Origin of the sequence: Streptomyces sp. NPDC046909 (assembly GCF_040644695.1) — a bacterium.
Taxonomy (GTDB): Bacteria; Actinomycetota; Actinomycetes; order Streptomycetales; family Streptomycetaceae; genus Streptomyces.
This window is the reverse complement of the sequence record NZ_JBEYXC010000001.1, coordinates 412,245-424,795: the sequence shown is the minus strand read 5'-3', so window position 1 is coordinate 424,795 and position 12,551 is coordinate 412,245. Positions and strand designations below refer to the sequence as shown.

The following is a 12,551-nucleotide window of genomic DNA, read 5'->3' as shown; positions in this document are numbered from 1 at the left end:
GCTCACCGACAAGGACCAGGACGGACACGCCATGGCGGACGGCTCCTCGCCCCCGGGACCCGACCCGGTCGGCCCCGCGCCCGCCGTACGGCCGTTCCTGGTCACCGCAGGCCGGGTGACGGCCGGCCACTCCGGCCGGACGATGCCCGTCGAGACCCAGGTGGTGGCCACCACCGAGGGGCTCGACGCGCTCGCCCGGCTCTCGTTCGAGCAGCACGACATCGTCGCCGCCTGCCGGCTCCCGCAGTCCATCGCGGAGTTGGCGGCGCGGCTGCGGCTGCACCTCAACGTGGTGCGGGTCCTCGCCGAGGATCTGCGCGCGGAGGGGCAGTTGACGGTGCACGTGCCCGACTCCGACGCGACGCACGACGCTACCGTCCTGCGACGACTGATCGATGGCCTGCGCGCCATCCCGGACTCCCGGAAGGTGCCCCGTGACAACGGCGACAACGGCTGAACGGGCCGTCGTACGGCCGCCGCTGCCGGTCAAGATGGTGATCGCGGGCGGCTTCGGCGTGGGCAAGACCACGGCCGTCGGCGCGATCTCCGAGATCGAGCCGCTCACGACCGAGGCGGCGATCACCGAGGTCGCCGCCGGTGTGGACGACCTCACCCATACCCCGCGCAAGACGACCACCACGGTCGCGATGGACTTCGGGTGCATCACGATCGACCCGACGCTGAAGCTGTATCTGTTCGGTACGCCCGGGCAGGAGCGGTTCGGGTTCATGTGGGACGACATCGTCGAGGGGGCGCTGGGCGGGCTGGTGATCGTGGACACCCGCCGCCTCGACGACTGCTATGCGGCTGTCGACTACTTCGAGCACCGGAAGATCCCGTTCGCCGTCGCCGCGAACGCGTTCGACGGGCACGTGGAGCACAGCCTGGACGAGATCCGGTGGGCCCTGGATGTCTCCGAGCAGGTCCCCGTCATCGTCTTCGACGCGCGTGAACAGGGTTCCGTACGGGACGCGTTGCTGGTCGTACTGGAACTGGCCCTGAAGAAGGCGGAGCAGTGATCAGGTAGGCCGGCGCACTCCGCGTGAGACCGTCAGCCTTCCCACCGCCCAGAACATCGCCAGTGTCACCAGGGCCAGTCCCGCCACCAGCGTCGCTCCGCCCACCACCTTCTCGTAGTCCCGCTGGTACAGGCCGTCCACGATGTAGCGGCCCAGGCCGCCGAGGCTGACGTACGCCGCCACCGTCGCCGTCGAGACGATCTGGATGGCTCCGGAGCGCAGGCCGCTCAGGATCAGGGGGAGGGCGGCGGGGAGTTCCACCTGGAAGAGGACGCCTGTCTCGCTCATGCCCATGCCCCGGGCGGCGTCCACGGGGGCCGGGTCCACCGAGCGCATGGCCTCGTAGGTGGTGACGAGGATCGGGGGGACGGCCAGGACGACCAGCGGGATCATCACGTTCACCAGGCCGAAGCCCAGCAGCAGGGTCATCAGGACCAGGAGTCCGAACGTCGGCAGGGCGCGGCCCGCGGTGGCGATCAGGGAGAGCGCGTTGCCGCCGCGGCCGGTGTGTCCGGTGATCAGGCCGATCGGGAGGCCGATCGCGGTGGCGAGGGCCAGGGCCTCCAGGGTGTAGCCGATGTGTTCGCCGAGGCGGGCGGGGATGCCGTCGTAGCCGTGCCAGTGGGCGCTGTCGCTGAAGAAGGCGTTGATGAAGTTGAGCAGGTTCATCGGACTGCCTCCTTCGGCATCCACGGCGTCAGCAGACGGCGTACGAGGACCAGGGCGCCGTCCGCGAGGATCGCGAGGGCGGCCATGGAGAGGACCGCGTTCACGGCGAGTTCGGGGCGGTTGTAGATGTTGGCGTCGTTGATCAGGTTGCCGAGGGCGCCCTGGTTGCCGATGAGGGTGCCGATGCTGACGAGGCTGATGCTCGACACCGTGGCCACGCGGGTGCCCGCGATGATCGCCGGGACCGCGATCGGCAACTGGACCTGGGCGTACCGGCGTACCGGGCCGAAGCCCATCGCCTTCGCGGCCGCGAGGGTCTCCTGCGGGACCGAGCGGACGCCGTCGACGATCGCCGGGACCAGGATGACGAGGCTGTACACGGTGAGGGGGATCATCACCGTCAGCTCGGTCATGCCGGTGTAGTCGATGAGCAGGACGAAGAAGGCGAGGGACGGGACGGCGTAGAGCACCGTCGTCACCCACAGCACCGGCGGGTACAACCAGCGGAAGCGCACGCAGAGTTGGGCGAGCGGCAGCGAGATCAGCAGGCCGGCCAGGACCGGGAGCAGGGCCTCGCGCAGATGCAGGCCCACCAGGCCGAGCCAGGTGTGCTGGAGGTCGCTGGGGATGTCGAACATACGGTCCCAGTTCATCCGGAGACCTTGTCGTTCGCGACCTCGTCGGTCGAGACCTTGCCGTTCGAGACCTGCGCGTCCGTACGGCTCTCGGCGTGGGCGCCCCTGATCGCCAGGGCGATCGTCTGCTGGGAGACCACACCGGTCACCTTGCCGTCCGCGTCCACCGCCACGGCCCACCCGGTGGGCGAGAGCACCGCGCAGTCAAGGGCGGCCCGCAGCGAGTCGGTGCCCGCGACGAACGGGCGTCCGTAGGGCAGCAGTTGGCCGTCAGTGCCGAGATCCTCCGGTGTGGTCCAGCCCAGTGGCCGGCCGTCGGCGTCCGTCACCAGCAGGAACTCGGCGTCGGTGTCCGCCCGTTCGGTACCGCCGCCAGCGGTGACGACGGGTGACATCGTCAGCTCCAGGCCCGTGGAGGGGAAGAAGGAGAGCCGCCGAACACCCCTGTCCGCACCCAGGAAGTCCTCGACGAATTCGTCCGCCGGGTTCGACAGCAGCTCGGCGGGCGGCGCGTACTGGGCCAGCCGGCCGCCCGTGCGCATCACGGCGACCATCGTGCCGATCTTGACGGCCTCGTCGATGTCATGGGTGACGAAGACGATGGTCTTGCCCAACTCGGCCTGGATGCGCAGGAGTTCGTCCTGGAGGCCCTTGCGGACGATGGGGTCCACGGCGGAGAACGGCTCGTCCATCAGCAGGACCGGCGGGTCGGCGGCGAGGGCGCGGGCCACTCCCACGCGCTGCTGCTGGCCGCCGGAGAGCTGGTAGGGGTACCGCTTGGCGAGCGAGCCGTCGAGGCCGACCCGGTCCATGAGTTCGCGGGCGCGGGCGCGGGCCCTGTCCTTGCCCCAGCCGAGCATGCGGGGCACGGTGGCGATGTTGTCGACGATGGTGCGGTGCTGGAAGAGTCCGGCGTTCTGGATGACGTAACCCATGGACCGGCGCAGGGTGTTGACGGGCTGCTGCTGGATGTCCTGGCCGTCGAGGGAGATGGTGCCCTCGGAGGGTTCGACCATCCGGTTGATCATTCTGAGGGTGGTGGTCTTGCCGCAGCCGGAGGGGCCGACGAGGACGGTGATCGAGCGGTCGGGTATCTCCAACGAGAGCCGGTCGACCGCCACCGTGCCGTCCGGGTACCGCTTGGTGACTGAATCTATCCGTATCAAAACGCCGAACGCCCTTCGGGTGTGGCCGTGACCGACCGCCGACGACCGCGGTGGGACCGGTCGTTGCGGGTGAGTCTAGACCGCTCGTGTTGACGCGCCTCAGGGGGCACAGTGCGTCCCGGCGGCCAAAAAGCACTGTTGACCGGGCCGTGCGCGGGTACTGTCATGGAGTTCGCACGCATCCGGCCGTCCAGGACGAGGAGCGCGACGTGAGTGAGTGGCACAGCCGCCCGGCGCGGTGCCCCGTCGCGCGCACGTCCCACGCGGGTGACCGAAACGCCCCACCCGTCACTCTCACCGCCCGCCGGGTCCGGTGACCGCCGTGGCCTCCGGCGGATCGGCCGCGGGCGGCGGTCCCCGGATACCCTCCTCGCTGCCCGGCCGGCCCGGTTTCGACCCGGCGGTGCTGGCCCGGGGGCGGTTGCTGCTCGCCCTCGCCGGGGACGCCCGGGGCCGTGACGCGGCCGACGAGGCGCGGACCCTGGCGCTGCGGGCGGCGGCGGACTTCGAGCACGGCGTACGGCTGAGCGGCCGGCACAGCGCCCCGTCGGCGGTGCGCTGCCGGGCGCTGCTGGACCTGGCGGAGGCGCGGGCGGTGGCGGCCGGGGACACGGGGCATCCCGGGGTCCTCGAAGCGCTGGAGCAGGCGGTGGAGGCGGTCCGCGACCAGGGCCCCGACTTACGCGTACCGGCGCTGCGCCGGCTGGCCGAGGCGCACACCGCCCGCTACCGGCACACCGCCGATCCGGCCCAACTCGTCGCCGCCGACGGTCACTTCACCGAGGCCGAGGCCCTGGTCGGCCGGGACGACCCGGAGCGGGCGGAGCTGCTGGCGGGACACGGCGAGGTGCTGGTGGCGCGGGCCGAGCGGGGTGACGGGCTGCCGGTGGCCACCGACGCCGTACGGGTGCTGCGGTCGGCGCTGGCGCTGACGCCGGGCAGTGATCCGCATCTGGCCGACCGGCAGCTTCTGTTCGGACGGGCGCTGCGTCATCATCACGGCGCGGGCGGAACGCCGACCGATCTGCACGAGGCCGAGTGGGTGCTGGCCCGCGCGGCCCGGGACGCGCCCGCCGACCGTACGGCGGCGCTGGCGTGGCTGGAGCGCGGTGACGTGCTGCTCACGCTGGCCGACCGCACCGGGGCGCCCGAGTGGCTGGACCGGGCCGCGGAGTCGTACCACCACGCCGTACGCCGTGCGGACCGGGCCGGTGAACCGCTCCTCGCGGCCCGGGCGCACCACCAGCGCGGGGTGGTCCTGGAACGAACGGCGGGGCCGGAACACGCACTTGAGTCGTATCGCGCGGCATGGACCCTGTGGCAGCGGGCAGGGGCGGCACAGGGGCCACAAGCCCAGTCCGCCCAGTCGACCTACGAGCGCATGACCGCGCTCGGCGGAACGGGCTGAGAGCCGAAAGGGAGTGCAGGGTGACGGAATTGGCCGGACGGGAGGGACCCGCGGGGACCCCGCTGCCCGACTACCGGGACGTCGATCTGGCCGCGCTCCGCGCCCGGGTGGACCACCCCGTGCTCGGTGCGGTGCTGGCCACGCTGCTGGCCCGCTCGTGCGCCGCCGACGGCGGCCTCGTGGCGTATCACGAGGACTCGCCGGGGGTAGAACGGTAGCGGCGGCACGGGGCCGGCCGGGGGGAGGCAATGCTGTGCAGACGGCTTCGGACGACAGCTTACGGAGCGCCCGGGACCGGGAGTTCGCGAAGTGGCCGCACGCCGAGCTGGACGTGGCGGCGCTGCGGCGCGCGGGTCATCGGCCGTTCCCCTTCCGGCAGTTCGTCCTGAAGGTGCACAGCCGCTGCAATCTGGACTGCGCCTACTGCGTCATCTACCAGGGCGAGGACGCGAGTTGGCGCAAGCGGCCGACGCGGGTGGCGCCGGGCGTGATGCGGCAGACCGCCGCGCGGATCGCCGAACACGCCGAGACGCACGGCCTGTCGGAGGTGCGGATCGATCTGCACGGCGGGGAGCCGCTGCTGTCCGGCCCGGAGACGGCGCTGGCGTACACGGCGGCCGTGCGGGCGGCGCTGCCCGCCGGGGTCGCGCTGCGCACCACCGTGCAGAGCAACGGCACGCTGCTCACCGAGCGCACCCTGGACCGGCTCGCGGACGCGGGCATCAGGGTCGGGCTGAGCCTGGACGGCGGCTCCGCGCATCTCAACCGGCGCCGTGTCGACCGCGCGGGGCGTTCCTCGTGGCCGGCGGCGGAGCGGGCGGCGCGGCTCCTCGCGGACCGGCCCGAGCTGTACGCGGGGATCCTGTGCGCGATCGACATCACCAGCGACCCCGCCGAGGTGTACGCCTCGCTGGCCGAACTCCGGCCGCCCCGCCTCGACTTGCTGCTGCCGCACGCCAACTGGTCCAGCCCGCCGCCGGGGCTGCCCGCGCGTGCGCCGGCCGTCCGGACCGCCGTACCGACGCCGTACGGCGACTGGCTGGCGACCGCGTTCGATCTGTGGTGGGACGGGGCGCCCGACGGGTCGCAGCCCCGGGTGCGGCTGTTCACGGAGGTGGTGGCGCTGCTGCTCGGGGTGCCCAGCACCACCGAGTCGGTGGGGCTGTCGCCGACCTGTGCGGTGGTGGTGCACACCGACGGCTCGGTGGAGCAGATCGACTCCCTGAACCTCGCCTACGACCAGGCGACCGCGACCGGCCTGGACGTCTTCGGGCACACCTTCGACGCGGCCCTCGACCATCCGGGGATCGTCGCCCGGCAGCTCGGCCTCGAAGGGCTCGCCGCCGAGTGCCGGGCCTGTCCGGTGGGCCGGGTGTGCGGGGGCGGGAACTACGGCCACCGGTTCTCGCGCGGCACCGGTTTTCTGCACCCGTCCGTGTTCTGCGCCGACCTGGAGCGGCTGATACGGCACGCGGCCGGGCGGCTGAGCGCGGTGATGCCCCCGGATTGAGCGGCGGATCGCTTACAGTGCACGCAAAACTTCCGAAAAGTATCAATAAGCCTAATTATTCCCATGTCTGGTAAGGGGAGACGGTCGGATGGCCGACAGGTCCAAGGGCGCCGAGTCCCACGAGCACTTCACCATCAGCTACGCGGGATTCAACCGGCCGTGGGCGACGTGGATCGCGCATCAGCTGGAGCAGCTGGGCCATGAGACGACGCTGCTGCGCTGGGACCCGCCGCTGCGGATGGCGCTCGCGGACGCGCTGCGCAATCTGCTCCAGGCGCCCGGCCGGGTGCTGCTGGTCCTGGACGACTGGTACTTCTCGCTCGGCCCCCGCTCGGACGCGGAGTGGACGGAGGCGCTGCACGAGGTGGTGCCGGCCGCCCTCGACCGGTTCTCGGCGGTGAGCGTGGCCACCCGGGCGCTGCCCGCGACCGCCGCCCCGCTGCGCCCGGTCGACCTGCGCGACCTGGACTCGCGCGAGGCCCGCCGCCGTATCCTGCGCCGCCTCGACCTGGAGCCGTCCGCCCAGCCCGCCGCCCCGTCCGGCGCTCCCGCGCCCCGCTTCCCCAACGACCCGCCGTCGGTGTGGAACGTGCCCCGCCGCAACGTCCGCTTCACCGGCCGCGACGCGATCCTGGAGGAGCTGCACACCCGCTTCGAGCGCGGCGGCCGCAGCGGTGCGCGGGTGGCGCTGCGCGGTATCTCGGGTGTCGGCAAGAGCCAGATCGCCAACGAGTACTCGCACCGCTTCGCCAACGACTACGACATCGTGTGGTGGGTCGGCGCCCGCTTCCGGGGCCCCGCGCGTGAGCAGTTCGCCCAGCTCGCCCCGCGTCTGGAGCTGCCGGTCGGCCAGGAGCTGGGTGAGCGGATCCGCGCGGTCCACGAGGCGCTGCGCACGGGACAGCCGTACAAGCGGTGGCTTTTGATCCTGGACTCCGCGGACGACATGGAGCAGGTCGAGGACCTCCTGCCGGAGGGCAACGGGCACATCCTGATCACCACGCTCACCCAGGACTGGGCGGCCTCCGGCACCGTCACCGAGATCGACGTGCAGCCCTTCCGGCGGCCCGAGTCCGTCGCCTACGTCCGCCGCCGGGCGCAGCGGCTGACGGACACCGAGGCCGACCAGCTCGCCGACGCGGTGCAGGACCTGCCGCTGCTGCTGGCGCAGACGGCGGCCTGGCTGGACGCCAACGCGATGCCGGCCAAGGACTACATCTCGATGATCCGGCGCGGCGAGGCCAGCCAGATCGGCATCCGGATCTCCTCCGACTACCCGATGGGCTTCCAGACCAGCTGGTCGATAACTCTCAACACGCTCCAGGAGAACAACCCCGAGGCGGTCGAACTCCTGCATCTGTTCGCCCTGTTCTCCCCCGACGCGATCCCGGTCCGGCTGATGCAGGCCGCCCACCCCTCCGACCTGCCCGACCATCTCGCGGCGCTCGCGGGCGATCCGATCCGCTGGCACACGGCACTGCGCAGACTCTCCGAGTCGACCGCCGTCCGCCTGGACTACGTCGAGTCCGCCGACGCCGAACCGGCCGTGGACCGCGTCTCCATGCACCGCCTCTATCACTCCTTCCTGGTCAGCACCCTGACCGAGGAGCGCCGCGACGCGCTGTCGACGATCGCCTGCCGGCTGCTGGCGGGCGCGGACCCCAGGCGCCCGGCCGACACCCGCGAGTGGACCCGGTACGCGGAGCTCATCCCGCACCTGGAGACCGCGGGCGTGCTGGACAGCTCCGACCCGGTGGTGCGCGGGCTCGTCCTGAACTGCATCGAGTACATGCGGGTGCGGGGCGAGAACCGGGCCGCGCTCCGACTGTGCGAGCAGGCCGTGAACCGCTGGCGGGGCCGGCTCGGACCGGACGACCGGGACATGCTGATCCTGATCCACGACCACGCCAACATGCTGCGCCGCAGCGGCCGTTACCTGGAGGCCGAGGCCGTCGGCCGCGCCGTCCTCGACCAGCTCGCCGAGACCCGCGCCGACGACGACCCCGATCTGCTGCGCGCCAAGAACGGCCTCGGCGGCACCCTGGTGTCGCTGGGCCGCTACGACGAGGCGCACGACATGTTCCAGGAGTGCGTGCAGGCGTACACCAGCAGCCTGGGCCCGGACCATCTGCGCGCCCTCCAGGACCGCGGCAACCTCGCCGTCGTCACCAGTCTGCTGGGCCGCTACGAGGAGTCCCTGCGCCAGCACCGGGACATCCTGCTGCTCCGCGAACGCCTGCTGAGCCCGCGCCACCATCTCACCCTGCGTTCCGGCATGTTCAACGCCTGGATGCTGCGCCTGCTGGGCCGTTACGCGGAGGCGACGTCCCGCCAGGAGCTCAACGTCCGTGCCCACCGGCAGGTGATGGACCGCTACACACCCCAAACCCTGTTCGCCGAACACAACTTGGCCCTCTGCATGAGACGCAACGGCGACCTGCTGGGCGCCGAGTCGCTGATGCGCAGCGTGGTCGAGCGGTTCGTGCAGCGGCAGGGCCCCAGCCACCCCGACTCCCTTCTGGTGCAGGCCGACTTCGCCACCTTCAACCGCGAGCACGGCAACCTTGAACAGGCCCGCGAACTGGCCTCCCACATCGCCGCCCAGTACGCCAGGCTGGTCGGCCCGCACCACCCGTACGCGGTCGGCACGGCGGGCAATGTCGCGCTGGCGCTCTGGGAGTACGGAGAGCGCGACGAAGCGCTCCGGATCGCGGAACAGGCGCTCGTCGGGATGCGTGCGGCGGTCGGTCCGACCCATCCCTGGGCGCTGGGCGCCGGACTCAACGCCGGGGGCGCCCGCAGTCTCGCCGGCGACGAGGAGGGGGCGGCCGAACTCACCCGCACGGTCCTGGAGTCGGCGCGCACGGTCATGGGCGAGACCCACCCGCTGACCCTGTCGGTCAAGGCCGCTCTCGCCTCCGACCTGCGGATACTGCGACGCGGCCAGGAGGCGTCCAAGCTGGAGCAGGAGGCGTTGCAGCAGCTCTCCGACACCCTCGGCGCACAGCATCCCCACACCCTCTCGATCCGCCGCCGGGAGCGGCCGTACTGGGACTTCGAGCCGCTTCCGACCTAGAGCCGAGGGCCAGGCGGTCGACTTGGATTCGGCACCGTGCCGAGCCTGGTACCTGACGGTGACTCAGCAGGGCTAGCATGGGCCGGGCCGTGTGCCAAGAGGCAGGTTCGGCCGTCCTGGAGAGGTGAACGTGCGGGGTACAGAAGGGGACAGGCCACCCATGCGTGGGGACCGGAGTCCGGGCGGCGCGCTGCCCGACCTCACCGATCTCGACCTGCTGGCACTGTCCCGTGAGTCATCGCATCCGGTGCTCGCGGCGGTCGCCACGGGCCTGCTGCCCCGGGTGCGCGGCGGCGGCCCCGCGGTCGCCTTCTACGAGGACGGTCCGTATCAACTGTGACCGCCCGGTGGCCTCTTGAGACCCTGGACGTCGACGGCTTACGACGGTCCGGGGTCCGGGCCGTGCCCTTCCGCCAGTTCGTCCTGAAGGTCCACGGCCGCTGCAACCTGGCCTGCTCCTACTGTTACGTCTACGAGGGCGCCGACAGCAGCTGGCGGGACCGTCCGCGGCGGGTGCCGCCCGGGGTGATCCGGCGTACCGCGAGCCGGATCGCCGAGCATGTCGCGGCCCACCGGCTGGACTCGGTCCAGGTCAACCTCCATGGCGGGGAACCCCTGTTGGCCGGGGTGGACACGCTGGTCGCCTATGTCGAGGCGGTACGGGAGGCGGTCGGCCCGGGATGCCGGGTGGACGCCAGTGTGCAGACCAACGGCACGCTGCTCACCGAGGACGCGGTGGACCGGCTGGCCGCCGCGGGCATCCGGATCGGGGTGAGCCTGGACGGCGGCACCCCCTGGCTGAACCGGCGGCGCCTCGACCACGCCGGACGCTCCTCATGGGCGGCGACCTCGGCGGGCCTCGACGTGCTGCGGCGGCGCCCGGACGCGTACGCCGGGATCCTCAGCGTGATCGACCCGGCCTCCGACCCCGTCGAGGTGTACACCTCGCTGACCGCGCTGCGGCCGCCCTCCATGGACCTGCTGCTGCCGCACGCCAACCACGCGCACCCGCCCGCGGCCCGGGGCCCGCACCCCTACGCCGACTGGCTGATCGAGGTGTTCGACCTGTGGTTCGGCGCCGACACCCCGCCGGTGCCGGTCCGCCTCTTCAACGAGATCGTCGGGCTGCTGCTCGGGGTGCCGGGACAGGCCGAGGCGGTCGGCAACTCGCCGGTGGTCGCGGTGGTCGTGGACACCGACGGGGCCATCGAGCAGGTGGACTCACTCAAGACGGCGTACGCGGGGGCGCCGGCCACCGGCTACGACGTCTTCCGGCACTCCTTCGACGACGCCCTGGACCATCCCGGCGTCGTCGCACGGCAGTTGGGGCGCGCGGGCCTGGCCCCGGAGTGCCTCGGGTGTCCGCTGGCCGACGTGTGCGGCGGGGGGAACTACGCGCACCGGTACCGGGCGGGCGAGGGATTCCTGAACCGGTCGGTGTACTGCGCGGACCTGGAGCGACTGATCCGGCACATCGCGGACCGGGTGCGGGGCGCGGCCGATCGTCGTGGTTCATCTGAGGCAATCAACACCCGCTGACCCCAAGCCTGTTGACCAAAGGCCAGAACTGGGAAAGTAAGCACGCACAGGGATCCGGCTCGCTGGACGGGGGAAGTGCTTCATGACGATCGTGACAGGGGTGACGGCGGACGGCCTCGACGGGCCGGTCTACGTCGAAGTGGACGCCGTCGCGGACGTGGGCGGCCCCGACGACGTGTACCGGGGCATCGACACCCGGGGCAACCCGGCCGAACGCGTGCTGGAGGTGGCGCGGGATGTCTACGCCGACGGCCTGGACCTGGCCCGGCGGTGCGCGCGGCAGGCCGCGGACCGGTTGCAGGACCTCGGTGAGGGGCTGAAGCCCGACGAGGTGGAGCTCCAGCTGTCGATCAAGCTGGACGCCGAACTCGGGGCGGTGCTGGTGAAGTCGGGGGCGGAGGCGCAGCTCCAGGTCACGTTCCGCTGGCGCACGGGCGGCGCCTCGTGACCGGTGGGACCGCCGGCGCCGAGATCCACATCCTGCCGTACAGCTATGTGGTCGGACAGGCCGAGCTGAAGCTCGCCCTTGAGCTGAACTACATCGCGCCGCGGATCGGGGGCGTCCTCGTCAGCGGGCAGCGCGGCACCGCCAAGTCCACGGTGGTACGGGCGTTCTCGCTGCTGACCCGGGGCGAGCTGCCGGTCACGCTGCCGATCAACGCCACCGACGACCGGGTGCTCGGCGGCTGGGAGCTCGACGCGCTCATGCACGGCGAGGCGCGCACCCAGCGGGGGCTTCTGGAGGAGGCCGGCGAGAAGGGGATGCTGTACATCGACGAGGTCAATCTGCTGGACGACCACATCGTCAACATCATCCTCGACGTCGTCTCCACCGGGGTGCTGTCGGTGCAGCGCGAGGCCATCGACACCGTGCGCAGCGTCAGTTTCGGGCTGGTCGGCACGATGAACCCCGAGGAGGGCGGGCTGCGGCCGCAGTTGCTCGACCGGTTCGGGCTGATGGTCGCCGTGTCCGAACTGGACCAGGAGGCGCGGCGGGCGATGGTGCTGGCGGTGCTGCGCTTCGACGACGAGTCCGGCACGGAGTCCTCGTGGCTGGCCGAGGGGCTCGCCCGGGACCGGGCGCTGCGTGAGCGTCTCGACGCGGCGCGGGCGGCGGTGCAGGACGTACGCCTGAGCGAGGAGACCGCGAAGCTCTGCGCGGACGTCGCCACCCAGCTGCGGGCCGTCGGCCATCGCGGCGAGGTGGTCACCGCGTGGGCGGCCCGGGCGCTGGCGGCGTTCGAGGGCGCGGCCGAGGTGACGTCCCGGCATGTGCGCGAGGTGGTCCCGCTGTCCCTGCGGCACCGCCGCCCGGAGGCCGCGCACGGGGGCCCTGTGGAGTGGACGGACGAGGAGAGGGCGCTCCTCGACAGGCTGCTGGGATGACGGTACGGAGAAGGCCGATACGGAGGAGTCGGCGGACGTCGGGCGGCCCGGTGATGGGCAGATCTGTTCCGTCGGCGGGCTTCGGTCACCTGCGGTTCTGCCTCCCGAGGCTGGAACGGATCTGCCCATCACCGCGCTCCACC

13 protein-coding genes are annotated in these 12,551 nt (G+C 72.0%); 10 read left to right on the top strand and 3 right to left on the bottom strand.

Annotated elements, in window-relative coordinates; translation table 11 throughout:
- The first annotated feature begins 31 nt into the window (after nt 1-31).
- Both ABZ928_RS01750 and ABZ928_RS01745 read left to right on the top strand, forming a co-directional pair.
- Nucleotides 32-457: a DUF742 domain-containing protein gene (locus ABZ928_RS01750; protein WP_361514457.1), complete on the top strand. Its 426-nt coding sequence runs from the start codon at nt 32-34 to the stop codon at nt 455-457.
- A gap of 34 nt (nt 458-491) precedes the next feature.
- Complete coding sequence (locus ABZ928_RS01745; RefSeq protein WP_361514910.1) at nt 492-1,019, top strand: ATP/GTP-binding protein; 528 nt, start codon at nt 492-494, stop codon at nt 1,017-1,019.
- Here ABZ928_RS01745 and ABZ928_RS01740 read toward each other — a convergent pair whose 3' ends face one another.
- Genes ABZ928_RS01740 through ABZ928_RS01730 form a run of 3 tightly spaced genes read right to left on the bottom strand, consistent with a single transcriptional unit; the run spans nt 1,020 to nt 3,489 of the window.
- Nucleotides 1,020-1,688 carry an ABC transporter permease gene (locus tag ABZ928_RS01740; protein ID WP_361514456.1) on the bottom strand — a complete coding sequence of 223 codons (669 nt, stop codon included), beginning with the start codon at nt 1,686-1,688 and terminating at the stop codon, nt 1,020-1,022.
- The gene (locus ABZ928_RS01735; RefSeq protein WP_361514455.1) at nt 1,685-2,341 is read right to left on the bottom strand and encodes an ABC transporter permease; all 657 of its coding nucleotides are present in this window, start codon (nt 2,339-2,341) and stop codon (nt 1,685-1,687) included. The genes ABZ928_RS01740 and ABZ928_RS01735 overlap by 4 nt, the downstream gene beginning before the upstream one ends.
- Nucleotides 2,338-3,489, bottom strand: coding sequence for an ABC transporter ATP-binding protein (locus ABZ928_RS01730; RefSeq protein WP_361514454.1), 1,152 nt, complete (start codon nt 3,487-3,489; stop codon nt 2,338-2,340). Before ABZ928_RS01730 ends, ABZ928_RS01735 begins: the two co-directional genes overlap by 4 nt.
- 322 nt (nt 3,490-3,811) lie before the next feature.
- On the opposite strand from ABZ928_RS01730, the gene ABZ928_RS01725 reads away from it, so the two are divergent.
- The 8 genes from ABZ928_RS01725 (at nt 3,812) to ABZ928_RS01690 (ending at nt 12,408) form a co-directional block, all read left to right on the top strand.
- Nucleotides 3,812-4,897, top strand: a complete 1,086-nt coding sequence (locus tag ABZ928_RS01725; RefSeq protein ID WP_361514453.1) for a hypothetical protein — start codon at nt 3,812-3,814, stop codon at nt 4,895-4,897.
- 20 nt (nt 4,898-4,917) lie between these two features.
- Nucleotides 4,918-5,115 carry a YxD-tail cyclophane-containing RiPP peptide gene (locus ABZ928_RS01720; protein WP_361514452.1) on the top strand — a complete coding sequence of 66 codons (198 nt, stop codon included), beginning with the start codon at nt 4,918-4,920 and terminating at the stop codon, nt 5,113-5,115.
- 35 nt (nt 5,116-5,150) lie between these two features.
- Nucleotides 5,151-6,407: an FxsB family cyclophane-forming radical SAM/SPASM peptide maturase gene (locus ABZ928_RS01715; protein ID WP_361514451.1), complete on the top strand. Its 1,257-nt coding sequence runs from the start codon at nt 5,151-5,153 to the stop codon at nt 6,405-6,407.
- A gap of 88 nt (nt 6,408-6,495) precedes the next feature.
- Nucleotides 6,496-9,483 (top strand): FxSxx-COOH system tetratricopeptide repeat protein, encoded by a 2,988-nt coding sequence (fxsT, locus tag ABZ928_RS01710; RefSeq protein WP_361514450.1) that lies wholly within the window; start codon nt 6,496-6,498, stop codon nt 9,481-9,483.
- A gap of 160 nt (nt 9,484-9,643) precedes the next feature.
- Nucleotides 9,644-9,823 (top strand): YxD-tail cyclophane-containing RiPP peptide, encoded by a 180-nt coding sequence (locus ABZ928_RS01705; RefSeq protein WP_361514449.1) that lies wholly within the window; start codon nt 9,644-9,646, stop codon nt 9,821-9,823.
- Nucleotides 9,820-11,022, top strand: a complete 1,203-nt coding sequence (locus ABZ928_RS01700) for an FxsB family cyclophane-forming radical SAM/SPASM peptide maturase (protein WP_361514448.1) — start codon at nt 9,820-9,822, stop codon at nt 11,020-11,022. The genes ABZ928_RS01705 and ABZ928_RS01700 overlap by 4 nt, the downstream gene beginning before the upstream one ends.
- Before the next feature lie 82 nt (nt 11,023-11,104).
- Nucleotides 11,105-11,470 (top strand): CU044_2847 family protein, encoded by a 366-nt coding sequence (locus ABZ928_RS01695; RefSeq protein ID WP_361514447.1) that lies wholly within the window; start codon nt 11,105-11,107, stop codon nt 11,468-11,470.
- Nucleotides 11,467-12,408, top strand: coding sequence for an AAA family ATPase (locus ABZ928_RS01690; RefSeq protein WP_361514446.1), 942 nt, complete (start codon nt 11,467-11,469; stop codon nt 12,406-12,408). Before ABZ928_RS01695 ends, ABZ928_RS01690 begins: the two co-directional genes overlap by 4 nt.
- Nucleotides 12,409-12,551 lie beyond the last annotated feature (143 nt).

Coding starts and splice junctions, on each gene's coding strand:
- ABZ928_RS01750 (WP_361514457.1), top strand. CDS start 32: ATGGCGGACGGCTCCTCGCCCCCGGGACCCGACCCGGTCGGCCCCGCG.
- ABZ928_RS01745 (WP_361514910.1), top strand. CDS start 492: ATGGTGATCGCGGGCGGCTTCGGCGTGGGCAAGACCACGGCCGTCGGC.
- ABZ928_RS01740 (WP_361514456.1), bottom strand. CDS start 1,688: ATGAACCTGCTCAACTTCATCAACGCCTTCTTCAGCGACAGCGCCCAC.
- ABZ928_RS01735 (WP_361514455.1), bottom strand. CDS start 2,341: ATGAACTGGGACCGTATGTTCGACATCCCCAGCGACCTCCAGCACACC.
- fxsT (WP_361514450.1), top strand. CDS start 6,496: ATGGCCGACAGGTCCAAGGGCGCCGAGTCCCACGAGCACTTCACCATC.
- ABZ928_RS01705 (WP_361514449.1), top strand. CDS start 9,644: ATGCGTGGGGACCGGAGTCCGGGCGGCGCGCTGCCCGACCTCACCGAT.
- ABZ928_RS01695 (WP_361514447.1), top strand. CDS start 11,105: ATGACGATCGTGACAGGGGTGACGGCGGACGGCCTCGACGGGCCGGTC.